23 protein-coding genes, 1 pseudogene and 1 riboswitch are annotated in these 23,559 nt (G+C 61.3%); of the genes and pseudogenes, 6 read left to right on the forward strand and 18 right to left on the reverse strand.

Annotated elements, in window-relative coordinates; genetic code table 11:
• Positions 1–4: 4 nt before the first annotated feature.
• The 4 genes from QM007_RS09435 to QM007_RS09450 form a co-directional block, all read right to left on the reverse strand.
• The gene (locus tag QM007_RS09435; protein ID WP_283489727.1) at positions 5–886 is read right to left on the reverse strand and encodes an aminotransferase class IV; all 882 of its coding nucleotides are present in this window, start codon (positions 884–886) and stop codon (positions 5–7) included.
• A gap of 243 nt (positions 887–1,129) precedes the next feature.
• The gene (locus QM007_RS09440) at positions 1,130–1,930 is read right to left on the reverse strand and encodes an energy-coupling factor transporter transmembrane component T family protein (protein WP_283489728.1); all 801 of its coding nucleotides are present in this window, start codon (positions 1,928–1,930) and stop codon (positions 1,130–1,132) included.
• Positions 1,920–3,536: an ABC transporter ATP-binding protein gene (locus QM007_RS09445; protein WP_283489729.1), complete on the reverse strand. Its 1,617-nt coding sequence runs from the start codon at positions 3,534–3,536 to the stop codon at positions 1,920–1,922. Before QM007_RS09445 ends, QM007_RS09440 begins: the two co-directional genes overlap by 11 nt.
• Positions 3,537–3,551: 15 nt before the next feature.
• A complete protein-coding gene (locus QM007_RS09450) occupies positions 3,552–4,172 on the reverse strand; it encodes an ECF transporter S component (RefSeq protein ID WP_283489730.1) in 621 nt (206 codons plus the stop codon).
• Between the two features lie 54 nt (positions 4,173–4,226).
• Positions 4,227–4,330: riboswitch (TPP riboswitch) on the reverse strand.
• 178 nt (positions 4,331–4,508) lie between these two features.
• Here QM007_RS09450 and QM007_RS09455 point away from each other — a divergent pair.
• Both QM007_RS09455 and QM007_RS09460 read left to right on the forward strand, forming a co-directional pair.
• Positions 4,509–4,772: a DUF4235 domain-containing protein gene (locus QM007_RS09455; protein WP_283489731.1), complete on the forward strand. Its 264-nt coding sequence runs from the start codon at positions 4,509–4,511 to the stop codon at positions 4,770–4,772.
• A 146-nt stretch (positions 4,773–4,918) separates the two neighbouring features.
• Positions 4,919–6,013 (forward strand): annotated as a pseudogene (locus tag QM007_RS09460) (MFS transporter).
• Between the two features lie 12 nt (positions 6,014–6,025).
• On the opposite strand, the gene QM007_RS09465 reads toward QM007_RS09460, so the two are convergent.
• Together QM007_RS09465 and dcd are read right to left on the reverse strand one after the other, a co-directional pair.
• Positions 6,026–7,228 (reverse strand): hypothetical protein, encoded by a 1,203-nt coding sequence (locus tag QM007_RS09465; RefSeq protein ID WP_283489732.1) that lies wholly within the window; start codon positions 7,226–7,228, stop codon positions 6,026–6,028.
• Between the two features lie 9 nt (positions 7,229–7,237).
• Positions 7,238–7,834, reverse strand: a complete 597-nt coding sequence (gene dcd / locus QM007_RS09470; RefSeq protein ID WP_237197066.1) for a dCTP deaminase — start codon at positions 7,832–7,834, stop codon at positions 7,238–7,240.
• A gap of 391 nt (positions 7,835–8,225) precedes the next feature.
• Between dcd and QM007_RS09475 the strand changes: the two genes are divergently transcribed.
• Positions 8,226–9,305, forward strand: a complete 1,080-nt coding sequence (locus tag QM007_RS09475) for a MauE/DoxX family redox-associated membrane protein (RefSeq protein WP_283489733.1) — start codon at positions 8,226–8,228, stop codon at positions 9,303–9,305.
• Positions 9,306–9,421: 116 nt separating this feature from the next.
• On the opposite strand, the gene QM007_RS09480 is transcribed toward QM007_RS09475, so the two are convergent.
• Entirely contained in the window at positions 9,422–10,117 is a 696-nt protein-coding gene (locus QM007_RS09480) for a hypothetical protein (RefSeq protein ID WP_283489734.1), read from the reverse strand.
• 64 nt (positions 10,118–10,181) lie between these two features.
• Between QM007_RS09480 and QM007_RS09485 the strand changes: the two genes are divergently transcribed.
• Complete coding sequence (locus QM007_RS09485; protein ID WP_283489735.1) at positions 10,182–11,165, forward strand: lipocalin/fatty acid-binding family protein; 984 nt, start codon at positions 10,182–10,184, stop codon at positions 11,163–11,165.
• Between the two features lie 14 nt (positions 11,166–11,179).
• Here QM007_RS09485 and QM007_RS09490 read toward each other — a convergent pair whose 3' ends face one another.
• The gene (locus QM007_RS09490; protein WP_283489736.1) at positions 11,180–13,111 is read right to left on the reverse strand and encodes an NHL domain-containing thioredoxin family protein; all 1,932 of its coding nucleotides are present in this window, start codon (positions 13,109–13,111) and stop codon (positions 11,180–11,182) included.
• 399 nt (positions 13,112–13,510) lie between these two features.
• Between QM007_RS09490 and QM007_RS09495 the strand changes: the two genes are divergently transcribed.
• Together QM007_RS09495 and QM007_RS09500 are read left to right on the forward strand one after the other, a co-directional pair.
• Positions 13,511–14,875, forward strand: a complete 1,365-nt coding sequence (locus QM007_RS09495; RefSeq protein WP_283489737.1) for an amino acid permease — start codon at positions 13,511–13,513, stop codon at positions 14,873–14,875.
• Between the two features lie 237 nt (positions 14,876–15,112).
• A complete protein-coding gene (locus QM007_RS09500; protein ID WP_283489738.1) occupies positions 15,113–15,322 on the forward strand; it encodes a hypothetical protein in 210 nt (69 codons plus the stop codon).
• A 97-nt stretch (positions 15,323–15,419) separates the two neighbouring features.
• On the opposite strand, the gene QM007_RS09505 is transcribed toward QM007_RS09500, so the two are convergent.
• The 10 genes from QM007_RS09505 to QM007_RS09550 all read right to left on the reverse strand — a co-directional run bounded on the left by QM007_RS09505 (position 15,420) and on the right by QM007_RS09550 (position 23,559).
• Positions 15,420–17,567: a bifunctional copper resistance protein CopD/cytochrome c oxidase assembly protein gene (locus QM007_RS09505; protein WP_283489739.1), complete on the reverse strand. Its 2,148-nt coding sequence runs from the start codon at positions 17,565–17,567 to the stop codon at positions 15,420–15,422.
• A 30-nt stretch (positions 17,568–17,597) separates the two neighbouring features.
• Positions 17,598–18,950, reverse strand: coding sequence for a Dyp-type peroxidase (locus QM007_RS09510; RefSeq protein ID WP_283489740.1), 1,353 nt, complete (start codon positions 18,948–18,950; stop codon positions 17,598–17,600).
• 107 nt (positions 18,951–19,057) lie between these two features.
• On the reverse strand, positions 19,058–19,714 hold the full coding sequence (locus QM007_RS09515) for a copper chaperone PCu(A)C (protein ID WP_283489741.1): 657 nt from the start codon (positions 19,712–19,714) through the stop codon (positions 19,058–19,060).
• A 34-nt stretch (positions 19,715–19,748) separates the two neighbouring features.
• Positions 19,749–20,357, reverse strand: a complete 609-nt coding sequence (locus tag QM007_RS09520; protein WP_283489742.1) for a copper resistance CopC family protein — start codon at positions 20,355–20,357, stop codon at positions 19,749–19,751.
• A 44-nt stretch (positions 20,358–20,401) separates the two neighbouring features.
• Entirely contained in the window at positions 20,402–20,977 is a 576-nt protein-coding gene (locus QM007_RS09525; RefSeq protein WP_283489743.1) for a hypothetical protein, read from the reverse strand.
• A gap of 133 nt (positions 20,978–21,110) precedes the next feature.
• Positions 21,111–21,398, reverse strand: a complete 288-nt coding sequence (locus QM007_RS09530; RefSeq protein WP_237197087.1) for an HU family DNA-binding protein — start codon at positions 21,396–21,398, stop codon at positions 21,111–21,113.
• 79 nt (positions 21,399–21,477) lie between these two features.
• Positions 21,478–21,783, reverse strand: a complete 306-nt coding sequence (gene rpsN / locus QM007_RS09535; protein WP_135011231.1) for a 30S ribosomal protein S14 — start codon at positions 21,781–21,783, stop codon at positions 21,478–21,480.
• 3 nt (positions 21,784–21,786) lie between these two features.
• Entirely contained in the window at positions 21,787–21,957 is a 171-nt protein-coding gene (gene rpmG / locus QM007_RS09540) for a 50S ribosomal protein L33 (protein ID WP_185173514.1), read from the reverse strand.
• Between the two features lie 2 nt (positions 21,958–21,959).
• Positions 21,960–22,196 (reverse strand): 50S ribosomal protein L28, encoded by a 237-nt coding sequence (rpmB, locus tag QM007_RS09545; protein WP_083090534.1) that lies wholly within the window; start codon positions 22,194–22,196, stop codon positions 21,960–21,962.
• Positions 22,197–22,743: 547 nt separating this feature from the next.
• Entirely contained in the window at positions 22,744–23,559 is an 816-nt protein-coding gene (locus tag QM007_RS09550; protein ID WP_283489744.1) for an SGNH/GDSL hydrolase family protein, read from the reverse strand.

Below are 23,559 nucleotides of genomic sequence, written 5' to 3' on the forward strand. Positions count from 1 at the left end.
AGCGCTAGCCGCGGGCCAGGTAGCCTAACAGCTCCTCGGTCAGCGCCTTGTCGGTGGCGACGGGGGTGCCGTTGAGATGGGTGACCGGCGCCAGCAGGCGAACCGAGGACGCCAGCCACACGGCGTCCGCCTCCAGCAGGTCCTGGGGGTAGAGGGGCCCGTAGCCGAGCTCCCACCCGGCGGCGCGAGCGCCCGCAAAGATAGCGCCCTGGGTGGTGCCGGGCAGAATGCCGTGGGCCGGTTCGGGGGTGTAGAGCACCTTCTTCTGCCCCTCGGTCTTAGCTACAATCACCGAGGAGGTTGCCCCCTCAAGAATGCGGCGGTCGTCGGTCACCCAGATGGCGTCATCCGCACCGTGTTTGCCCACGTAGCGCAGTACCGACATGTTGATGGCGTAGGAGAGGGTCTTGGCTCCGGCCAGGAGCCAGGGGTAGGCGGAGTCTTCGGCAGGGTCGTGACCGCGCGGCAGGAGCATAGCCCGCACCCCCTGCTCGCGCTGACGCAGAATCGTGGGTGAGGACGGGGCCACGGTCACCCAGGCGTGGGGGCCAGCTTCTACGGTACCGCGGGAGATGATGATTTTGACGGTGTGTTCTTCACCCAGTACGGTCTGGGGTCCCTGCTCAGCAGAATCAACGGCAAATTGTACGGCAGCGCGAAGGTCTTCTTCAGCAGGAAGGGGTAAATCAAGCAAGCGGGCGGAACCGGCTAGGCGAGTCAGGTGGGCTTCAAACTTCCGGACGCGGCGGTTGGCAGCCAGCATAGTCTCAAAGACCCCGTCGCCGCGGGTCAGCCCCTGATCTTCAATGTTGATGAGGGGGGCGGTGGCATCGACCAGTTCACCAGCGGGGTTTTCTTGGGTGAGCATTACAACAGTTGTAGTCATACGTCCAAGCCTAACCCTTAACGCTGATGCTCCCGCGGTAACCTGGCGTTAAGGGTTACGGGGCGGGAGCACCTGATGCGAGCACCGCGTACGGTGCGAGCGTACTTCGAGGCTTCCGACCGGAGGCCCGAAATCTTTCCCGGTGCCATCAGCCGTGGGGTCTGGTGACCGGGTACACACCTTTACTCTAACTCTGTGCACGGGTCTTTCTCAAAGATTTTTGGAATCTTTCAGCTCATATTTTTACTGCCAGACCCAGGTCAGGGTTCCAGCAAGACCCGATGTCACATACCCTGTGGTGAGGATTGCTAGACAGCACAGCAGGAAGGTGAGGTCAGCCCTGCGGTAGACCGGAACACGGGCCCAGGTGCGCTTCCCAGCACCGAATCCGCGGGCTTCCATAGTGACAGCCAGCCGGGTACCCCGTCGGATAGCCTGCACCAGCAGGGCAAAGGTCTGCCCGGCCAGGGTGCGGACGCGGCGCAGCAGCGAATCACTTGACCCCAGCCCACGAGCCCGCCTCGCCTGCCCCAGGGTGTGCCACTCGCTGAACATGAGGCCTAGCAGGCGCAGGGCGGCCAAAGCAGCAAGGACGAAGCGAGCCGGGAGTTTAGCCGTCTGCGCCAGGGAGTCACCCAGGTGGGTGGGGTCGGTGGTGGTAATGAGCAGGAGGCTGGGCAAGATCAGGGCCAGGCCACGAACCATCAGGGAGATACCCATGGCAAGGGAGTCGGTGGTAATCCAGATGAAGCCCACCTGTAGGACCGTCTCCCCCGTTTTATCAGCGATCAGAGAGGTAGACCAGCCGGTCAGCAGGGTGCCAATCAGCAGGGGCCAGAAACGGGCCAGCAGGGCGAACGGCTGCACGCCCCAGGCTTTGAGCAGGGCCAGTTCAAGAGCAAATACCACCAGGGCGGTACCCCAGTCTTTGATGAGCAGCAGCCCTATCGACAGCAGGAAGGTAGCCAGCAGTTTGGTGCCCGCGTTGAGCTTTCCGGCGCGGCTACGGTGGGCAGGGCCTAGTGCGAAAAGGTCAAGAGCCATGGGTGGGTTCCGCTTTCTGCAGGGTCAGGCGCGTACCGCCGAGGGCAGCGACATAGTCAATGTCGTGGGTTACCGAAATAACGGTGAGCCCGCGATTGAGCAATTCTTTGATGAGAGTGACGAGCTCGGCCCAGGTGGTAGCGTCCTGCCCGAAGGTAGGTTCGTCGAGCACCAGCACGGCAGGTTCTGTAGCAAGAGCCGTGGCTACCGATAGGCGCCGTTTTTCACCGCCCGAGAGGGTAAAGGGGTTGGCATCAGCCAGGTGGGTAAGGCGCAGGCGGGCAAGGAGCTCATCGGTGCGGGCAGCCAGCCGGTCTTCATCAATCTTCTCCTTGCGCACACGGGCCAGGTGCCGGGGGCCAAACTCCAGCTCAGCGCGCACCGTGGGGGCCAGAAACTGTTGTTCCGGCTCCTGGAAGACCAGGCCGATACGGTCGGCCAGCTCGGCAGCGGGCCAGCTCGCAGGGTCGCTCACCCGGTGACGCTCTGGCAGGGAGGCGGTTAGAGCCTCATGGGCCAGAACCTGCCCGCCTGCGGGGTAGAGCAGGCCAGCTAGGGTTAGGGCCAGAGTCGATTTACCGGCCCCGTTGAGCCCCAGCAGGGCCAGATGCTCCCCGGCCGCTAGGGTCAGGTTGATTCCCTGGGCAACGGCCCGCAGGTCAAGGGAAGGCACCTGCCCCGCGGCGATAGCGCGGGAGCGTTCCTTCCGCTGACGACGGGTTGGTAGCTGGCGGGTAATGCTGAGGTCACGGGCCTCAAGGAGCAGACTCCTGCGATCCCTCCCAGGGCCGGGGCTGGCGTCCGCCCTGGGAGGGCTCGCAAGAGTCTGCTCCTGACGAGGTGGGTGGGGCAGGTAGCCGGGCACCCAGACCCCACCGGCAATGAGCTGCTCGCGAGCCTGGTCAAGCACCTGTTGAGGGGGCCCATCATGGCTGATTCCCCCCTGGGCGTCCAGTACCAGGATGCGGTCTACGTATTCAGCCCAGATTCCTACGCGGTGCTCAATCACGAGCAGGGTTGCTCCCGATGCTGTGGCGGCAGCAAGGACGGCGTCGCGCACCTCAAGCACGCCCGCCGGGTCGAGGTTGGCGGTGGGTTCATCCAGGAGCAGGGCACCGGGGTGCATAGCCAAGATACCGGCTAAGCCCAGCCTCTGCTTCTGCCCGCCAGAGAGAGCCGAGGTGGAACGGTCAAGGGGCAAGGAACCCAGACCGACAGCGTCCAGGGCCCAGGTCACCCGGCCCCAGATATCCTCGCGGGGCACCCCCAGGTTCTCAGGCCCGAAGGCCACATCATCGCCCACCCGGGCTAGCACCACCGAGCTTTCGGGGTCCTGCTGCATGAGCCCGCAAACCCCGCGGGCCTCGGTGGGAGCCTGCCCGTTGACGGTCAGCTCGCCCAGCTGGGTTTGGTCGTCCTCATCAACAAGCAGGCCCGCCATGGCGTGCAGCAGAGTCGATTTGCCCGCGCCAGATGGGCCCACCAGGAGCACCTTCTGCCCCGGGGCAATCTCAAAGTTCAGCCCCGAAAAGGCAGGGTTGGCCCGCCCGGGGTGATGCCAACCGAAATCACGGGCCACAAAGCGGGCCCCCTGCTCTACCTGCACGCGCCTGTCCCTGCTCTAGGCGTGGGAACGGGGTGAGGTACTAGCCCGGCGGCTACGGTTACGACCGGCAGCCAGGGAGTCCAGCACACCGGTGGTAGCCAGGGCGCGGGTGAGAAGCCACGACACCAGGCCAGCCAGCAGGGTGCCGGAAATAATGCCGCACACCGCGTAAGTAACGGCCTTGGAGCCCTCAAAGACGCCCGCGTAGTAGATAAAGAGCTCAGAAATACTCATAAAGGCACCGGCAGAAGCACCGGCCAACAGGGCGGTGCCCAGGTTCCAGACGCGGTAGGCAAAGAGCAGGAAGACCAGCTCGGTGCCCAGGCCCTGGATAATGCCGGAAAGGATGATGGCTACAGAGTAGCTACTGCCCAGCAGCATAGAAATCACCGCAGCCAGCAGCTCGGTATAGAGAGCAGCGCCGGGCTTGCGGATGATATAGCCGCCCAGGACGCCCGCAATCAGCCAGGTGCCGCCAACCAGCGAGGCGTACTCGGGGGCCAGGGCCAGGGCGGTTTGGGCCATGTTATAGCCGCCGTTATTCCAGGCCCAGAAGAGCACAGCACAGGCAACAGCCAGCACAGAGGCTACTACGATATCGTTAACGCGCCATGTCAGCGCAGCTTTCTTAGACATAAAGCCTTCCTTTGGTGTGGTACAGCAAAGGGGGCATGCACCGGCAGACAACATCTGCCATTCTGTTCGACTCCCTAGCGCCGGTACTAACCGGATCAGGTTCGAGGGTCTGCATGTGCACTCTCAGCGCCCGTATGAGCGCTCCCCTGTCGTTTCCGCCGTGGGCGGACGTTCCTTCTGAACGCCTTTGTAGTATAGGCAGGTCAGATAAGCAAAGAAAAGATACAAAGTTTTATGACAGACGTAGCTGCCAACTGCCCACATTTACACAGTACTGATAGTGTTAGTGTCAGTAGCTCTCTATAGAGCATCCACCAGCTACCGAAAGGGAACCTCATGAACCCCCTCATCAAAATCGCCGGAACCGCCGCTTCACTCGGCGGTGTGGCCCTCTCCAACAAGCTTCTGAGCGCCACCTGGACCAAGATCACCGGCAACGAGCCCCCCGCCAACAACCCCGATGACGACGAGCGCTGGCGCGACATCATCCTCTGGTCTTTGATTACCGGCTTGGTCGGCACCATCATCAAGGTCAGCATCACCCGCGCCCAGCACAAGATTGAGGCAAAGGCTGACTCCGGCTCCCAGGCTGAGGTCTAACCTAGTTGACAGACCTTCACCCAAGGCTGGTTCCCTTCTTCACTGAAGGGAACCGGCCTTTACTTTTACCCTGACTTGACCGTTTCACGGGCCCACAGCGGGGGTCGGCCGTCCTCTCTGCCGGTCTGACCACCGCCGGTATCTGTATTGCCCTCCTCGCCCCGCTCTCGGGCCAGCGGGCAGATGTCACCGGCCGCCGTGGCCTCTGGCTAAGCGTCAACAGCCTGCTCCTGGTGCTCCTGATGGCCCTGTGCTTCTTCGTAGCCCCTTCCCCCGATTACCTGCTCTGGGGTGTAGCCCTACTGGCCCTGGGTAACCTGGTCAACGAATTTGCGGTGGTTAACTACAACGCTATTCTGCCTACTATCTCCACCCGCGATACCATCGGCAAGATGAGCGGGACCGGCTGGGCAGCCGGCTACTTCGGCGGTATCGTAGCCCTGCTTCTCGTACTGGTGGGCTTCATTTCCCCCGGCCTGCTGGGCATTACGGAGGACAGTGCCCTCAATATCCGCGCCGTTGCCCTCTTCTCAGCAGCCTGGGCTCTTGCTTTCTCTCTGCCCCTGATTCTCAAGGTGCGCTCTCTGCCGCAGGCGGTGCGTCCGGACGCCCCCCGCACCGGCCTTCTTGCCTCCTACAAAAAGCTTTTCGCCACCGTCGTCAGGCTCTACCGATAGGCTCCCACGACCCTCTACTTCCTGGTCTCGTCCGCTGTTTTCCGCGACGGCCTCAACGGTATCTTCACCTTCGGCGGCATGCTCGCGGCAGGCTCCTTCGGCTTTAGTGCCAACCAGGTGATCATCTTCGCTATTTTCGGCAATATCGTGGCGGGGGCCGGGGCCATGCTGGGCGGGTTCTTCGATGACCGCTTTGGCCCTAAGCGGGTCATTATCTTCTCCCTGGTAGCCCTCATTGCAGCAGCAGTTCCCCTGCTGCTCTGGCCCTCCACCACCATGTTTTGGGTCTGCGGCCTCATCCTGTGTGCCTTCGTTGGACCAGCCCAGTCAGCGGCCCGCTCCTATCTAGGACGCCTGGTCGAGGAAGGCCAGGAAGGTGAGATCTACGGGCTCTATTCCACCACCGGCCGCGCAGCCAGCTTCCTGGCTCCCGCCCTCTTCGGCCTCTTCGTCACCCTCATGGGCAGCCAGATTTGGGGCATCGTCGGCATCATTATCGTGCTCCTAGCCGGCCTGCTTCTGATGATTCCGATTAAGGACCCGCAGGTCAGCACAGCCAGGTAGGTTACTGCTGCTCTAGGTTCGGTTATCGGGGCGTGGTGTCTCCGCAGGGCTATCTGGCTGACGAATTACCTTCAGCATTTGCCCATCAACCATGGCCCGCAGAACCGTATCGAAATCAAGGCGGGCAATCTCTCCGTAGAGCTCAACCATGGCCTCGTAAATATCGTCTGCACGCCGGGGGGTCTCTAAGAAAGACCAGATATCCCAACCGATGATAGAGATACGTGAGAGCCGCCCTGAGGTCGTCAGTAAGAAGCTATCTCCGATAGCCAATCCCTCGGTACCGGCAGCCCGCTGGTAGAGCTTTTCACCACTGGTACCACCGGTAGCAGGTTCAGGGGCACGCAGGTAGTCAAAATCTGGTGCGAGCTGCGGAATGTCCAGCTGCCCTGTCAGCAGATCACGGAAGAAGGGCAGAGTCTCAGTAATCTCGCTGTAGGTGAGCTTGATAGCTCCGCCCACGCGGTTCAAGAGGCCCGCCAGTTCTGCCAGCCCCTGCGGCATCTGCTGTACCCCCGACGACTGCAAAACAATCGTAAACAGGGCTTCGTCCAGGGGAAGACGTTCCCAGCTCACCGGTGCCTGCCCGGTCTTATCCCGGTCAAGAATCACCAGGTGCGAGAGGGTATAGGTGCTGTCAGGCGCAGCGACTTTGAGCCCCCGCTGGGCTGGGTCATACTGGACCTTAGGTGCGTTCTCCTCTTCGATCACTGAAAGGGGCTTGGGGTAGGGCATGATGCTCAGGTCATCAATAGTGACCACGGCCGTCTCATCACTGAGGTAGGCAAAAGAAGCCCCCAGCACACTGGCAGCGGTGGTTTTACCGGTACCAGAAGCTGCCACCAGGCCCACAGCTTGCCCGCTCTTAGCGTCGCCTAAGACAGCAGCGTGCAAGAGATGTTTGTTCCCCGCATGGGCTTTGAGCAGGTGTATGGTGACGTGCACCGTGAGGCGCTCGGCTGCAAGCCCCTCGTCAGAGCTATCAATAGTGGTAGTTTCAAGGCCCTTGGGGTAGGCAGCTACCACGTCGGCGGCTGACCGCCGGGTCAGTACGACCAGGCGGACGTCTTCCGCATGGGCCTCCGTGAGGGGGTCAATAACCTGCGGGGTTAGGGAGCCCCAGGCACGCAGGGAGTCCTCCCAGAGCCGATCCGACGTATCCTCAAAGACCACCAGCACCGGAACGTCTGCGGGGTGAAGCAACAGGCCGCGCATGGGGCTCCTTTAGCTGGTCGGGGTATCCGTGGGGATAAGAGTTTTATGGAAGTTCAGGTAGCTGCGCGAGGCGGTGGGGCCGCGCTGGCCCTGGTAACGGTTACCATAGGCTCCTGATCCGTAGGGGTGCTCGGTTGCGCTCGTCAGCTGGAAGAAGCAGAGCTGGCCGACCTTAGAGCCGGGCCAGAGCATAATCGGCAGAGTCGCCATATTCGACAGTTCCAGGGTCACGTGGCCCGAGAACCCGGGGTCGATAAAACCGGCGGTGGAGTGGGTAAGCAGGCCCAGACGCCCCAGGGAGGACTTGCCCTCAAGTCGGGCAGCAATATTATCGGGCAGGGTCACCTTCTCGTAGGTTGCACCCAGCACGAATTCGCCAGGGTGCAGAATGAAGGGCTCATCGGGTGCCACCTCTACCAGGCGGGTGAGGTCCTCCTGCTCCTGGGATGGGTCGATGTAGGGGTATTTGTGGTTGTCAAAGAGCCTGAAAAAGCGGTCAATACGCACGTCCACCGAGGCGGGCTGAATCATTGACGGGTCGTAGGGCTCTAGGGCAATTCGCCCGGCATCAATTTCTTTGCGGATATCCTGATCAGAAAATAGCACACTTCAAAAATACCGTACTCCCCTAGTCCCGTGCAGACACCCTACCGCAGATCTTCAAGAAACCAGAAGCAAGACGGCTGGCCCTCCGGCAGTGAAAGGCTGCCGGAGGGCCAGAAAGGGGCACTACAAAGGTGCTCGGTGAGGGTATTAGCTAGAGCGCTTCTTACGCTGGACGGTCAGAGCAAGAGCACCGATGCCGAGCGCTGACTAAAAGTTGAGGGCAAGCTTAACGTTCGGTACGTTACCGGCCGGTAACTACTACCCAGCACTCCTTGTTAGGCCCGTTTTTTCTTTCTCTTGGGCCCGTAGCGTAGTACACCCCCTGCATCGTGCTGAAGAAGCGTACCCTTAAAAAGATAAGTATCTTATTTCACTCGCATGAAAGCAGACTATGACTCCCCTAGTGCTATGCACGCTCACCATTATCGTGACGCTGGCTGTAAGCGGTTACGCTAAGGCCAAAGAGCCCTCCAGCACGGTTACCGCTATCGTCAATCTCAAGCTCGACCAGTGGCTGCCGGTTAAGCCGATTGCTCGTATCCTGCCCTGGGCAGAACTGGCCCTGGCAGCCGTCCTTTTCTTTGCCCCCGGCATTATCCAGATTCTTGCCTCTCTAGCCGCCCTGCTGCTCTTTATTGGTTACTGGGCCGTTATCGCCCGGGCTGTGGTCCAGGGCAATACCGCCAGCTGTAACTGTTTCGGGTCAGCATCAACCGCCCCTGTCTCGGTCTACACCCTGGTACGCAATACTGCCCTGCTGCTGGCTGCCTGCGGTGCCCTTATCGGGGCCCTGACCACCGGCGGCTCGGCCCTGGCCATGCTCCTGGCCCTCGACGCCAACGGTTGGCTCTGGGCGATCGGTGCGGCCCTAGCCTCGCTAACCCTCTGGGCGATTTACCGCTCTGAGCTGGTTCCTGCTACCGAGGATGAGAAGCCCGCACCCACTCTGGAATCCCCAGTTAATGAGGAGGGCGAGTACATCCGCACCCCTGTCCCCTTCGCGCCCCTATACTACCCCCACGAGGACCGCTCCCTACCTGCCGGTTCAGGCGAACAAACCAGCCTGCGTGACCTGGCCCTGCAGCAGGCCCGTGTGCTCTTCTTCGTCTCCCCCGGTTGCGGTCACTGCCACCAGGTCATCGGCAAGATTGACGAATGGCAGCAGCAGCTGCCCATGCTTGGCATTCACCCGGTCGTATCAAACGACTCCGATATCGACCACTTCAATTTCACCGGCGATATCCAGGCCTTTGTTGACCCAGGCTTTAAGACTCAGAGCCTCTTTGGCAGGGGTACTCCTGGGGCTGTCGCCCTGGGCGCGGACGGCCTTCTGGCCGGTGGCCCGGTCTTTGGGGGCGGCAGGGTCATGAGCTTCGTCGAAGACATCATTGCTGAAATTAACGCTGACTACGAGAATCATGTAGCGGCAGGTGCTGATGAGGACGACAGCCAGCTCACCTCAGACCACTAAATCATCGCGGATGAACGCCAGCAGTTCTAGGTTCTCTTCCTAGCAGGTATACAAAAGCCCGGAGGTTCCCTGATTCAGGGGCTCCGGGCCTTAATTTTAAACGGGCCAGCGCCGCGCTACAGAATATTGAAATGCTGCAGGGTCTCTTCGGGGAGAACGGCGGCAACGGCCAGGGCCAGCAGGAAGAGCAGGGAGATAACGCCCACGGTGGTGGACTTCCAGCCCGGGTGCAGCTCGTTGAAGGTCACCAAACCGGGGTGCTGCTTATTCATTTGGGTTACGTTAATGACCTGGTAGACGGTGGTCTGAGGAGCGATAGCGGTGGCGATGGCGCGCAGGGTTTTAGCGTCCCAGATGCGCCCGTCCAGACGGAAGGCGCGCTTGCCCTTGGCATTCACAGCCCAGAGGGCAGGAACGCCCTTGTAGCGCAAAGCTGCCATGCCGGTTAGCTCCTTGCCGGCTGCCTGGCGGGGGGTCAGACGCTCAGCGAAGATGGTCTGGGAGATCTCGCTGAGCTCAGCGGCCTGCCAGCCGAGCAGTCGCCCGCTCAACACATGTGTTTCAGTCTTAACCACAATCTGAGGCCGCAGGGTGGAGTAGATAGCAAAGAGGGCAGCCAGGATGATTAGGCCCAGAAGCACCATGAAGACCGGGGTGGGGCGCTTGGCCACCATGAACCAGATGCAGGCTAAAGCCAGAATACCCGCGGGCACGCCCGCGATGAGGCGGCGGTGGTAGGAGTTGATACGGGGGTGAAAGATCTTCGTGACGGCCCCGTACTTATCGGGTACCTGGTGAGCGTGTTCTGCCATGGCTCTACTCTATCGGCAGTACCGCCCAAACGGGGCTCAAGCGGGTGTGAGCTACATTTAAAGGGTGCATTTTAGATCTTCAGTAGACCGTGTCTTAGCCTGGTGGTTGTTGGGCGTCCTTGCCGCGCTTCTTATCGCTCTTGCTTCTTTAGCCCTCATTAACCGCCTGGTCTACGGGCCGCAGGGGCAGGTGCGGGCCTACTTCGCTGCGGTGCGAGAGGGGGACGGGTCTAAAGCCCTGGGTATCTTGGGTGCCCAGGTGCCTGACGCCAGCGCCGCTATGCTCGACAGGGACGCCTTGCGGTCGTCCTTCGCCGGTCTCAAAGACCTCTCAACGGGGGCAGTGACCGTAACCGACGGTGGGGAACGCGCTACCGTCACCGTCACCTACACGCTTGAGGGGCAGCCCGGAAGCACGGATTTCCACCTTCACAAAGTGGGCTCCCACTGGGGTGTTTTTGACCAGTGGCAGATTGATGCCGGTGAACTGCCGACCGTGGAAATTACCTCGAATTCGGTGGAGGCCGCTACCCTCAATAACACTAAGGTGGCGGTCGAGGGGGGATCTCGTAAGTTTGCGGTGCTCTACCCCGGCTCTTATACGGTCACCTATGAGTCGGCCCTTTATACCGCTGGGTCGCAGACGGTTGAGGTAACAGCCCCCAGTAGCGAACCAGCTACTCTTTCTCTCAGCCTCACACCGTCAGAGACCGCGGTGACCTCGGTTCAGCAACAGATCAAGACCTACCTTGATACTTGCGCCGCGCAGAGCTCCCTCTACCCCACCGGCTGCCCCTTTGAGTACGACTTTTCAGGTCGAGTGTACGGCGATGTGACATGGCTTGTCACCGAGTACCCCCAGCCAGAGGTGACTTTGGCCGGGGGCAAGTGGGCCCTGGGTAAGAGCAGTGGTGAGGCGGAGATTTCCTTTACTGAGCTTGACCTCTATACGGGCAAGACCCAGCAGGTCACCAAGACGGTTCCTTTTATCCTGGCTGGTTCGCTCTCTGCCAGCGGGGAGACTCTCACCTTTACCCCCGCTGGCTAAATGTCCCCTTTTACCTAGTTCACCCCGCGCAAATCAAGCACTAGGTGGGTCTCGTCTGTATCGTCACCGGTGACGATGACGGGCAGGCCCCAGTCCTGCTGGTAAAGGTGGCAGGCAGCGTGGTCGGGGATTTCCCCGCCGGGTTCACCGTCGCAGGCAGCGGCGCGGGCAGTGATGTGCAGGACGGCCTCGGTGATGTCGGGGTTGAGCACCAAGTGGCGGGTCAGTCCCTGGGAGGTGCCAGCACCTTCGAGAATGAAGTTCTCGGGGGTGGATGAAATCTTGAGCTGGGTGGGGTCGCCCCAGCGGGTATCGAGCTTCTGGCCGGTGGGGGCGCTGAAGCGGGCAGTGAAGTCCAGAGTTCCGCCGGTCAGTTGGGTGGATTTACGGGTGACCTGGGAAGCCCCCTCGTCCACGTGCTGCATGGCCTCGGGAATAGCGACGCGCACTAGCTGGTGGGCGTTAGCTTCTACGACGATGAGGCGAGCGCCGCCGTCCTCGGTCTCTTCGACCAGCAGGTCAGACGGCTCAGCGAAGCCTCGGTCCAGGGTGCCGAGAGCGCGGGTGGCCGGGTCGAAGCGGCGGATAGCACCGTTGTAGGTGTCGGCGATGGCGATGGAGCCGTCGGGCAGTTCGGTGAGTCCCAGGCAGTGCTGCATGCGGGCGTCCTCACGGGTACCGTCCACAAAGCCGAAGTCGAAGAGGCCGATTCCGACGGCGGAGCTAACGGTCGCTGCGCCCTTATCAAAGGTGATGTGGCGCAGGGCGGAGGTTTCAGAGTCGGCAACCCAGATGGAGCCGTCGCGGGCTTCGATAATGCCGGAGGACTGGGCGAACCAGGAGTCGGCGGCTGCGCCGTCCTTAAGCCCCTCAGCGCCGGTACCCGCGAAAACAGCCAGCTGGCCGGTTACGGGGTCGAAGCTAAAGATCTGGTGGGTGCCTGCCATGGCAATCAGGAAGGCGGACGCCTCACGGGAGTAGACCAGGTCCCAGGGGGAGGATAGGGCGACGGTGAGGGGGGCCGCGCCCTCGGCAATGAAGTTAGGGTCGGTGCGGGCGGTGTCGCCGTCGATCAGGCGCTGGGCGCCGGAACCTGCCAGGGTGGTGACGGTTCCGTCGGCCAGGCGCAGGCCGCGCACCCGGTGGTTGACGGAATCGGCGATGAGGACGTCCACACCCAGCTTCTCACGCAGGTCAGCAGGCACCAGGGCCAGGCCCTGCGGTTCATTGAAGCGGGCAGTAGCAGCGTCGCCGTCCGCGTAGCCCTTCTCGGGGCCGCCAAAGCTGGCTAGGGGGGTTTCAAGGTCGTTCTCGACCTGCACCAGACGGTGGCGGGCGGTGTCGGTGACCAGGTAGGTGCCGGGGCGGCCAGCGAGGTCCTCGGGTAGGGCCAGGGCCTTGCCGGGGAAGGCAAAGCTGCCCTGGGGCTTGGGGCGGGGCACGTAGGGGCCGTCGCCGCGGTGCAGGGTGCCCTTGGCGTCGTGCTCATCAACGAGTTCCCGCACCAGGGAGGTCAGGCCCTTGACGTGGCCCTCGCCGGAAAGGTGGGCGACGATGTAGCCCTCGGGGTCGACGACGACCAGGGTGGGCCAGGCGCGAGCGGTGTAGGCGTTCCAGGTGTCCAGGTTGGGGTCGTCGAGCACGGGGTGGGTGATGTCGTAGCGGTCGACGGCGGCGGCGAGCGCCACCGGGTCGGCTTCGTGTTCGAACTTGGGTGAGTGTACGCCGACGGTCACGAGAACGTCGGAGAACTCTTCTTCAAGAGGGCGTAGTTCGTCGAGCACGTGCAGGCAATTCATGCAGCAGAAGGTCCAGAAGTCGAGGATGACAATTTTTCCGCGCAGGCTTTCGAGGGAAAGCTGCTTGTCGCCGGTGTTGAGCCAGCCTCGGCCGACGAGTTCTGAGGCGCGGACTTTGGTCTGGCGTTCGGCTACATTCTCTGCCATGGTTCTCCTTCTGTGCTGCGCGGCTCAGGCGCAGAATAAGTTATCGAGTCTTACTGATGTGGAAGGTGGAGCAGACTTGCAGCGAAGCTGCTGGCTCGGCGGCTGGCGTGAATCGCTTGTGAGCGTCAGCGAACCAGCGAGAGGGTCGGCAGCGAGCGTGAGTCTGCGAAACCTTTTGAATAAACCTCATGCAACAGCCTAGTGGGCTGATGGGGGTGGGGTCATTTGTTGCGCTGTGTGTAGGTAGCGGCGTCACAGAACACAACTGTGCGTAACACTTGCGTAACGGTTAGGATTATCTGCATCTGCCACCGGGTGCGCGGGCGGGAAGTTTTTGCGGACGCCGGTGGTTAAAGCAGGTGCGCACATGTGGGTGCGCTGTAGCTCAAGAAGGTGTGTGTGACGCTTACACGCGAGATAAAGCAGCCGGTATCTGATACCCGCTTGGCCCGGTCTTTGCAGCCGCGGCATCTGTCGATGATTGCTATGGGCGGGGCGATTGGTGCTGGCCTGTTGGTGGCTTCGTCGACGGCTATTGTGACGGCGGGCCCGGCTGTTATTGTGACCTATCTGCTGGCTGGCACGGTGTTGGTGCTGGTGATGCGGATGCTGGGTGAGATGGCTGCCCGGACTCCTGAGACGGGGTCTTTCTCTGTCTATGCCCGTCGCTATATTGGCCGGTGGGCTGGGTTCTCGGTGGGCTGGTTGTACTGGTGGTTCTGGTCGGTGACGGTGGCGATTGAGGCTACAGCATCCGCCACTATTGTGAGTGGCTGGTGGCCGGCGGCGCCTCAGTGGCTGGTGGCCCTGGTGCTGGTTCTGGCTTTTATGGGTCTGAATCTACTGTCGGTGCGCTCTTACGGTGAGGCGGAGTTCTGGTTTTCCTCCATCAAGATTGGGGCGATTGCCGTAATCATTGTGGTGGGTCTGCTGGCTGTGCTGGGGCTGATTCCTCACTCCACGGCGTCCTTTGCTAACTACACGGCGGGGGGCGGCTTCTTTGCTAACGGCGTGGGCGCGATTTTTACCGCCTTGCTAGCAGTGATTTTTTCGATGTTTGGGGCTGAGATCGCCACGGTGGCAGCCGGTGAGTCTAGTAACCCTGCGGTTGCTGTGGCTAAGGCGGTGCGGTCGGTGATTTTCCGGGTGCTCTTCTTCTATGTGGGGTCTATTGCGGTGACTCTGCTGGTGATTCCTTGGACGATGGTGACGGCGGGTTCTTCTCCCTTTGTGACTATGTTTGAGGCTCTGGGTATTCCCTATGCCGGGTTGGCCATGAATATTGTGGTGCTCACGGCCCTGCTGTCGTGCTTGAACGCTAGTCTTTATGCTGCCTCGCGCATGGTCTTTGCCCTGGCAGAGCAGGGGGACGCCCCGCGCGCCTTCTCTCGGGTCTCTAGCACCCGGGCGCCCCGCAACGCCATTGTGCTCTCGTCTCTTATCGGGGTGGTGTCGGTGGCCCTCAACTATTTCATGCCCGAGCAGGTCTTCTCCCTATTGGTGAACTCTACAGGCGGGGTTGGCATCTTTGTCTGGCTGATTGTGGCGGTCTCCCACCTGCGGAGCCGCAGGTTAGATGGGGAAGGGGGAAGCGGCGTCATCAACTACATCCTCATTGGGGGTCTGTTAGCCCTGCTGGTCTATATGGGCATCACCGAGGCCCATCGCCTAGAGGTGCTCATATCGGTCACGGTTGCTGTGGTGCTTGCTGCCCTGGGTGCCTTCACCCACCGTCGTAGTACGACTGTTTCATCACATCCCTAAATATTTTTTTGGGGGACAAGTCAGAGCTACGCCTTCTGGCTAAAGGCGGGTCTATCGGCAGAGACCGGCGTAACTTGTCCCCCAAGCGGTCTTTTTTCAAGGATTCTCCCAGGTAAACGAAAGAAAAAGCCTGTCTTAGGGTGGTTAGATTAAAGAGACCTTCGGGCCGGCACCAGAGTTTTCCCGCTCTACCCCGCCCCAATCTAACCCCACCTTTACGATGTTTGGAGGCTTCTGATGACCCAGCACACTGCAGCGCCCTCGTCATCGCCCCTGTTTGAGAAAATCTCTCAGATTTCTGCCCGACTAGAGCAGGTCAGCCCGCTGAGCGGCCCGATTCCCACCGTCCCGTCGGTAAGCAGCCAGTCGGCCTCCGGCGGCACCCGCTTTGCCGAACCGGCTGAGTCAAGCGACCAGCCTGTTCAGCCCTGGAGCCAGGCCTCCTAGCGCAAAACCTCATCGGGGAAAAAAGACAGACGAAGGCCCGGGCAGGTACCTGCCCGGGCCTTCGTCTACTCAGATACGCCCTCCCCCTCGCAGGGATCTAGCGGCGGGCGTCCTTTTCTGCCAGCTGCGCAAACATATCGTTATAGGCATTGAGTTCGGCATCCCCGTCGCGGTCAGCCTGGCGGTCGATGCGCTTTTGCACCTTCTTATCGTTCATGGACCACTGCACTGCCACTGCAACGGCAATAATCATGGTAGGTATCTCGCCGATTGCCCACATGAGAGAGCCGCCCAGCTTCTGGTCGTCAATGGCAGATAGGCCCCAGGGGCGGCCCAGGTTGCCGAACCAGGAGGCCTGTAGCAGGGTGTCCATCTGCATGATCGAGATACCCACAAAGGCGTGGTAGCCCAGGGTCGCGATAATCATGATCAGGCGCATGGGGTAGGTGGGGCGGTTGGGAATGGGGTCGATGCCGATCAGCACCAGACTAAAGATGTAGCCGGTAATCAAAAAGTGAATCAGCATGAACTCGTGGCCCACATGGTAGCGCAGCATCACCCCGAAGAGAGGGGTGAAGTAGACAATCACAATCGACCCAGCGAAGTTGACGGCTGCGAAGATGGGGTGGGTAATCACCTTAGACCAGCCCGAGTGCACCAGGCGCAGAATCCATTCGCGGGGCCCGCGGGTGCCGTCCTGGCGGGGTTCGAGGGCTCGCAGAAGCAGGGTGACAGGGGCGCCCAGTACCAGGAAGATGGGGCAGACCATGGTCAGGAGCATGTGCTCCACCATGTGCACCGAGAAAAGCACCATGGAGTAGACGGCAAGAGCCCCGCAGGTGATGTAGAGCAGAACGAAGAGGCCCAGGAACCAGGAAAGGGCACGGGCAAGAGGCCAGTGTCCGCCTGCACGCCGCACCTTAATCAGCGCCCAGAAGTAGGCGAAGGCGGCGAAGCTGATGAAGGCCACCCAAAACCAGTCAAAACGCCACTGGGTAAACCACTCGGCAACGTGCGGTTCTGGCGGCATGTCGTAGAGGGTGATGATACGGACGGGCTCGGCACCGGCATCCAGGGTTTCGGGAGCCGGGGGCGGGGTGCGGGAGAGCGAGACCGCCAGGCCGCTGGTTGCGCCCATGAGCACCAGTTCACAGGCGATGGCGTACCAGAGGCCCCGGGCGGCGCTGGTAAGCCCCGATTGCATCATGGGTATCAGGCGCAGGCGGTGCACCACGCCGAAGGCACCCAGCACCAGGGTGAGCATGAGCTTGGCCAGTACCAGCGCCCCGTAGGTGGTCGTAAAAAGATCCCCCAGGCTGTTCATTCGCACCAGGGCATTGACCACGCCTGAGAGCACCACCAGCACGAACCCGAAAAGGGCCAGCACGGAATAGCGGCGCAGAACCGCCACAGCCAGGGGCACACGACGGGCGGACGCCGATGCCGCACCCCGCTGCCCCTCAGCCAAGGTGCCGGTGCCCGCGTCCTCGCCGGTAATGTCGCGGGAGATAAAAGCCAGCACCATGAGCCCACCGCACCAGAGCACCACACCGAGCAGGTGCAGGCCCAGGGAGTTGACCGCACCCATGTGGTCATCGCCGCCCGATGAGTGGCCGCCCAGGGCCATAGCCACGATGCCGACCAGCGACAGGCCCAGGGTCAGCAGCAGGCCGGTGAGTGAGCGCACCGCAAAGACCAAGGTGGCCACAGTGGCAGCCACGATAATGCTGGTGGCCTCCTGCTTACCCGAGTCGATGGTGGTGATGTAGCTGATGAGTTCCGAGGTGTAGTCGGCCCCGCCCGATGGCGACCGGCCCGAGATATCGGCGTAGCTGAAAATGAGCACCGCGATGGCGGCGATAGTCCAGGTGATAGCGGCAGCGGACGCCAGTGTCAGGGTGCGGGTAAAGGCCGGGTGTTCGGTGCGGTGCAGGTTCTTCTGCCGCTGGGCCGCATCGGTTGGGTGAGCCATATTGACCTTGGCCCGACCCCGCGCCGCATCAAGGAAGCGGGGCACTATCCCTAATGCAAAGACAAGGGAGCCCATGGTCGCTGCCATCGAGAAGTTTTGCAGGCTCTCAGCTACCGGCAGGCCCCAGCGTACCAGGGCGCCGGCGTCCGCTAGGTCGGTACCGGCGTTCGAGCCTGTCACTAGCAGGCTCAAAACCAGAGCGACAAGGGAGGCTGCGGGGAAGGCCCATATCCAGCTGGGCTTGAGCCCGCGATCCATCTCGTGTGCTGCCATATCTATACCTTGATTCCTGTCGATGGTGATTTAGTTGAAGAGGCCCTCACCCACGAAGCCGCCTTCGCGAGCGCCGGCGGGCAGGGCGAAGACCGCTGAGCCGATGGGCACCGTCCAGGTGTTGAGCATATCGAGCTCGGCCAGGCGCTGCTGGATGGGGAGGAACTGCTTGACGGGGTCTGCCTGGTAGGAGCAGAAAATCAGGCCGGTAGAGCTCACTCCCCCGCTGACCTGCTGGTGCTCTGAGAAGCCCGAGGCGTTCTGCACCGGCAGGTCGTAGTTGTAGCCCCGGCGCAGGATTTGCTCCACCCGGTTTTGGGCGGCGGCCCGGCGGATGTGGGCGTAGGGGGCGATGACGGTAAATCCCAGGTCATTCGTTGCCGAAAGGTCTGCGGGGTCGCGTTCTTCGGTGCCGGTGAGCGGGGCTCCGTTGGTGAGGTTGCGGCCCACGGCGTCTTCGCGGGCGGGGCGGTCAGCCTGGTCCCAGGTATCGAGGTTCATGTGGATACGGCGGATGACCAGGGAGGTGCCGCCCTCTTCCCAGGGGGTAAGTTCCTCGTGGTTGCCCCAGACGTAGGATTCCATGGTTCCATCCCCGGTGGAAGGGTTGATGGTTCCATCGACCTGGCCGAAGAGGTTGCGCATGGTCATGCCGTCCGGCTCGCTGCCGTAGGCGCGGCGGAAGCCTTCTTGCACCCAGCGCACCGAGGCGAAGCTGCGGGTGCTTTTGAGCAGGACGCGCTGGGCGTGGGCCAGGGTGAAACGGTCAGAGCAGCAGATTTGCAGGAGCAAATCCCCGTCGTTCCACTGGTCTTGGAGCTGGTCAATCTGTTCGAAGGCAGGCAGGGGGCGCAGCCAGGAGGGTTTCTTCTCGGGGGCTACGATATCGAAGATCCGCTCGCCAAAGCCAAAGGTGATGGTGAGGTTAGCCGGTACGGTCGCGAGTTCCGGTTCTTGGTCGGTGATGGGGGCCCGCCCTGAGGTGAGGCGGGCGGCGTCATCAGTGAGCACGGTGAGCAGGCGGCGGACGCCGTCGCGGTCGAGTTCCGTGTTGAGGGTCAGGGCTATAAAGACGCCGTAGCTGGGGGCCGGGGTGTCGATGCCCGCCTGGCGGGGGCCATAGAAGGGAACGACGGCTTCTTGCAGGGGCGGGCTGGTAGGCTCTTGTTCCCCCTCTTTATTCATAGCTGTCGCAGCATATTGGCCTGCCAGAGTGGCAGCCACACCGGTGCCCAGGCCCAGGGCACCAGCAAGAGCTGCACGCCGGTTGGTCCCGCGAGGGCTTGCAGCTTGTTCTTGGTCACCCGGCTTGTATTCTGGCTGGGGGCCAGTTTCTGCCCCGCTCAGGGCCCGGTTGAGGTCTTCGTCAAATGAGCTAGTCATGGTGTTCCTTGTGGCCTGCGCTGCCGTCCTCCTCTTACAGGGGCGGACGGCAGCGCAGGCCGGTTGCTACCTAGCGGTAGCTAGGGGTGGGTGAGGTAGCCGGTGCCCTAATTGCACTGGGGCAGCACAGCGGCTGCTGATTCGCTGGCGCTAGCGTGGCCGAGGTGCATGGAGTGGTCGCTGGACTCGCTTGCAGCAGCGTCCGCTGCGGTGCTCGCGGCGTCACCGGGGGCATATTCTTCCTGGGCACCGGCGTAGTCGCGCACGGTAGCTTCAAAGCTGACCTCGCCCGCTGAGGTCTGCAGGGTGATGATATCGCTGGTACCTGCGGCGAGGGCACAGTTCATACCCATAAGCATGATGTGGTCTCCACCGGGGGCCAGCTCGAGGGTGGCACCGGGCTCAATGGTGAAGCTACCTTCTACGGCCTTCATCATGCTCGTACCGGTGTTCGGGTCGATGACGGTGGTATGTAGCTCGACCATGCTGGCGGTTGCATTGCTGGCACCTTCGATGGTGATAGGGGTGTCCCCGGTGTTGGTGAGGGTGGCAAAGGCTGCGGTCATATCGCCGCTGTTGGCCTTGATCCAGGCTTCCTCGACGGTCAGCGGGGCGCTGCCCTCGCTTGTAGAGGCGCTAGCGGTAGCGCCGGTGCTCGCGCTTGCGGTGCTAGCTGCTGAGGTGTCGGTGCTGCTGCAGCCGGTCAGGACCAGCAGGGCGATAGCGGGCAGGGTGAGGGCAGGTAAAAATTTCTGTGATGACATGGTGCTTCTTCTTCGAATGCGAGGGGTGGACGGCTTACTTGCGCTTGGTCTTGGCCAGCACGACGGTCAGGGCTGAACCTAGAGCTGCTACTGCCACGAGGGCTAAGACGACCTTGAGGGGGGTGGATAGCCCCTCTGATGCCTGACTCACGGGGTCGCTGGCAGCAGGGGTACCGGTGCCGGTGTTTTCTGCTGAGGGTTCGGCTGCTCCGGTCGTTGCAGCTGCGGTTGAGCTCGCTGAGCTACTGCCTTGGCCCACGGTGTAGGTGAAGGTGCCCTGGATGGGGTGGCCGTCCGATGAGACAACCCGCCAGGTGACGGTGTAGGTGTCATCGGCAGCGGCGGTAGCCAGGTCCTGGGTGACGACCTTGCCATCGATGTCGGGGGTGCCATCGGTGACGCTTTCACCGGCGGCGTTGGTGACGCGCACCTGGTTGGCCCCGTCCACGTCCATGATGTCGCCACTGTAGGTGAGTTCTAGGCTGGCGGGCGCTTCGGTGAGGGTTGCCCCGTCAGCGGGGTTGGTGAAGACCAGCTCATCGTGGGCGGCTGCCGGGTTTATACCCAGCAGGCTAGCAGCAGCTAGGGCCGCAGTTGCGATGAGGGTACGGCTAAAGGGTGAGGCTGTCTGAGCCTTAAACATAAGGATAGTCCTTGCTTGTCGAACAGGTAGGTGGTGTTTCGGAGTTAGGCAAGGACGGGTGGGCCGCGGGGGGCGCGGCGAGCTCTGGCGAGCAGGCTGACGAGGTGGGTTACGGTAGAGGCGACTGGCAGGGTGAGCGCTCCTAGGAGCGGACGCACCCGCACAGGTTCTAAACGTGCTCGTACATAACCCAGCAGGGCATGGAGGGCCAGTAGCAGGCTCTCGCCGTAGGCGAGCAGGGCAAAGGTAATAGCTGCCGCTAGAGTATGCCCGACCCACATAGCGGGTCCGGCGTGGGGCAGAGGTTCAAGGGGTATAGCACCCGGGAACAGCTCAACGCCGTGGTGGGCGTGCCCGCCCGCTACAGGGGTCAGAGGCTGACCGTGGCTGTAGAGGGCATGCAGAATCCCCTGACCTGCCAGGACGCCAAGGGCTAGGCTGGTGCGGGGTAGTTTGAGTCTCGTGACACCAAGGGTCAGCAGGGCTGCCAGTGAGGTGGCAAGGGCCAGGACGAGCGGTTGGGGCAGGTGCCCACCGGCAAGTAGGTGCGAGGTGGCGCCTAGGCCGGTGGCGCTGCTGGCGATCAGCCAGGAGCGGGCTACCTGCTGCCCTCGGTGCATGTTTCCTCCCCTACTATGCGTGTTGGTGTCTTGCCTGCCCATTATCTCACAGCCGGGCTACTTTATTTCTGTGGGGTGTAGCAAAAGGGCCACCCCTCATCGGGGTGGCCCTTTTCAAAGTCTGTTCAAGAATTTACTTCTTGGTGGAGACTGCTGCCTTCAGCTTTGAACCTGCGGTCAGCTTAACACCGTGACCTGCGGGAATCTGAATGGTTTCGCCGGTCTGCGGGTTGCGACCGGTACGAGCTGCACGGTCAGTGCGCTCAATTGCCATCCAGCCGGGGATGGTGATCTTCTCGCCCTGTGCAACAGATGCTTCGAAGACCTGGAACAGTGCGTCGAGCACACCGTTCACTGCTGCCTGGCTGGTGCCGGCCTTCTCTGCAACCTCTGCAACGAGTTCGCTACGGTTCTTAGCCATTGAATGCTCCTCCTGAGACTTTCAAAAAGTGAGTGGCTGGGTTAGCCCTGTTCACAAGGCTAACCGTATCAGCTACAAATTACCAGCTTGACTTGGTAACACCGGGCAGCTCGCCACGGTGTGCCATCTCGCGGAAGCGTACGCGGGAGATACCAAACTTCTGGAAGGTACCGCGGGGGCGGCCGTCAATCTGGTCGCGGTTGCGGACGCGAACGGGTGAAGCGTTGCGGGGCAGCTTCTGGAGACCCAGGCGGGCCGCTTCGCGCTCTTCGGGGGTTGCGTTCTCGTCAACCAGGGTCTTCTTCAGTTCCAGGCGCTTTTCAGCGTAGCGTGCAACGATGACCTTGCGCTGCTCGTTGCGAGCAATCTTGGACTTCTTCGCCATTGTTTAGCGCTCCTCTCGGAAGTCAACGTGCTTGCGGACAACGGGATCGTACTTCTTGAGAACCATACGATCGGGGTTGTTACGGCGGTTCTTACGGGTAACGTAAGTGAAGCCGGTGCCCGCAGTGGACTTAAGTTTGATGATAGGACGTACGTCCTTAGCCTTTGATGCCATGTTTAGATCTTCTCTCCGCGTGCAAGGATGTCAGCAACTACTGCGTCGATACCACGTGCGTCGATAACCTTGATGCCCTTTGCAGAGACGTTCAGGGTTACGTTGCGACGAAGTGAGGGTACGTAGTACTTCTTCTTCTGTACGTTAGGATCGAAACGACGCTTGTTGCGGCGATGCGAGTGCGAAATGCTGTGTCCAAAGCCGGGAACAGCTCCGGTCACCTGGCAGACAGCTGCCATAGTTTTCTCCTCCAAATGTTGACGAAATGACGGTACGCAGTTGGCGTTCGTCAGATATTTTCTGACGATCAGCAATGGGCGTCCCGTCACCTATAGGTAGAGCACCGGGTTATTCTCCAAGGCTAGAGTGTTTGAGATTCGCCACCGGGTGAGAGGCCGATGAGAATCCCCGCCGCGGGAAAAACGGTGAAGCTTAGGTGTACGAGAGGTGTTGCCACCACTACGAACAGCCTTAAAGTCTAGGTAATTACGGGATACCACGCAACCTATGAGGCCAATAAAAAGCTTGCGTCAGCCGGTGCTGGTGCTACCTGCTCCGGTGTGCGCAAGCTGCTTTTCATGGTCTCAAGGGTGCGTTTGAACCTCTATCAATTCTACCGGGCTTTTAACTTTTCGCAAGTCATCTCAGGCTTTAATCCGCGGTTTTTCACCCTTACCAGGCGTTAGCTGCCACCGGCGTCCACCCCTGCCAATCGGGTAAATTACACGCGTGTAATCTTAAGTGTGATGTTAACAGCTTAAGTCTTTTAATTCAGGAGCCTAGCTGTTAAAGGGCTGAGCCGGATTCTTCAGGGAGGGCATCAAACCGCGTCCAGGTGGGGTACTTGGGGCTGATGTTGTCACCGGAACTGGTGCCGCGCAGACGTCGACCAATCCACGGAACCACAAACTCCCGGGCCCATTTAGCATTATCCAGGGCCTCTTGCACACGGGTTTTATGCAGGGGCGCAGGGACGATAGGATCCCCGATACGGATGTTCTCGGCACTCAGAGTTTCCAGTGCCCGACGGGCAGTTAGGGTATGCCCTGCTGCGTTCATATGCAAACGGTCAGGGGCCCAAAATCGAAGGTCAAGCAGCTCGTGCATGCGCCAGTAGTCCACCACGGTCACGCCGCGGTCATCGGCTACCTCACGCAGAAGCTCGTTGAAGAGGGCCACCCGGGCACGGTTACCGCTAAAGAAACCCTTGGGGCCGGGATCAAAACCGGTCATGGTAAAGACCTCAATACCCTCATCGCGCAGGATTTTAAAGGCCTCGTCGTAGCGCACCATCAGGGCGTCCACATCGAAGCCGGGGCGCAAAGAGTCATTGCCACCGCCAACCAGCGAGACCAGGTTGGGCTTAAGTTTCAGGGCAGGTTCTAGCTGCTCCTCGATGATGGGCACAAGCAGGCGCCCGCGAATTGCCAGGTTGGCGTACTGGGCTTGCGGGTCTGCCAGCATGAACTGCTCGGCTACTCGGTCAGTCCAGCCGCGCACCCCGTTGGGGCGGTCCGGAGCGTCATCGCCCACTCCTTCACTGAAGGAATCCCCCAGAGCCACGTAGCGGATAGATTCGTCTTTTCCGAGGATCGATATCAT

Origin of the sequence: Rothia sp. SD9660Na, assembly GCF_030064065.1 — a bacterium.
In the GTDB taxonomy this organism is placed as follows: domain Bacteria; phylum Actinomycetota; class Actinomycetes; order Actinomycetales; family Micrococcaceae; genus Rothia.

Bases quoted from the DNA above. Each gene is read 5' to 3' on its own strand.
- QM007_RS09475 (WP_283489733.1), top strand. From the start codon at position 8,226: ATGACTCCCCTAGTGCTATGCACGCTCACCATTATCGTGACGCTGGCT.
- QM007_RS09515 (WP_283489741.1), bottom strand. From the start codon at position 19,714: ATGTCATCACAGAAATTTTTACCTGCCCTCACCCTGCCCGCTATCGCC.
- QM007_RS09450 (WP_283489730.1), bottom strand. From the start codon at position 4,172: ATGTCTAAGAAAGCTGCGCTGACATGGCGCGTTAACGATATCGTAGTA.
- QM007_RS09525 (WP_283489743.1), bottom strand. From the start codon at position 20,977: ATGCACCGAGGGCAGCAGGTAGCCCGCTCCTGGCTGATCGCCAGCAGC.
- QM007_RS09530 (WP_237197087.1), bottom strand. From the start codon at position 21,398: ATGGCTAAGAACCGTAGCGAACTCGTTGCAGAGGTTGCAGAGAAGGCC.
- rpmG (WP_185173514.1), bottom strand. From the start codon at position 21,957: ATGGCATCAAAGGCTAAGGACGTACGTCCTATCATCAAACTTAAGTCC.
- QM007_RS09550 (WP_283489744.1), bottom strand. From the start codon at position 23,559: ATGATATCGATCCTCGGAAAAGACGAATCTATCCGCTACGTGGCTCTG.
- QM007_RS09465 (WP_283489732.1), bottom strand. From the start codon at position 7,228: ATGCGCGGCCTGTTGCTTCACCCCGCAGACGTTCCGGTGCTGGTGGTC.
- QM007_RS09520 (WP_283489742.1), bottom strand. From the start codon at position 20,357: ATGTTTAAGGCTCAGACAGCCTCACCCTTTAGCCGTACCCTCATCGCA.
- QM007_RS09435 (WP_283489727.1), bottom strand. From the start codon at position 886: ATGACTACAACTGTTGTAATGCTCACCCAAGAAAACCCCGCTGGTGAA.
- QM007_RS09455 (WP_283489731.1), top strand. From the start codon at position 4,509: ATGAACCCCCTCATCAAAATCGCCGGAACCGCCGCTTCACTCGGCGGT.
- QM007_RS09500 (WP_283489738.1), top strand. From the start codon at position 15,113: ATGACCCAGCACACTGCAGCGCCCTCGTCATCGCCCCTGTTTGAGAAA.
- QM007_RS09505 (WP_283489739.1), bottom strand. From the start codon at position 17,567: ATGGCAGCACACGAGATGGATCGCGGGCTCAAGCCCAGCTGGATATGG.
- QM007_RS09510 (WP_283489740.1), bottom strand. From the start codon at position 18,950: ATGACTAGCTCATTTGACGAAGACCTCAACCGGGCCCTGAGCGGGGCA.
- QM007_RS09490 (WP_283489736.1), bottom strand. From the start codon at position 13,111: ATGGCAGAGAATGTAGCCGAACGCCAGACCAAAGTCCGCGCCTCAGAA.
- rpsN (WP_135011231.1), bottom strand. From the start codon at position 21,783: ATGGCGAAGAAGTCCAAGATTGCTCGCAACGAGCAGCGCAAGGTCATC.
- rpmB (WP_083090534.1), bottom strand. From the start codon at position 22,196: ATGGCAGCTGTCTGCCAGGTGACCGGAGCTGTTCCCGGCTTTGGACAC.
- QM007_RS09440 (WP_283489728.1), bottom strand. From the start codon at position 1,930: ATGGCTCTTGACCTTTTCGCACTAGGCCCTGCCCACCGTAGCCGCGCC.
- QM007_RS09480 (WP_283489734.1), bottom strand. From the start codon at position 10,117: ATGGCAGAACACGCTCACCAGGTACCCGATAAGTACGGGGCCGTCACG.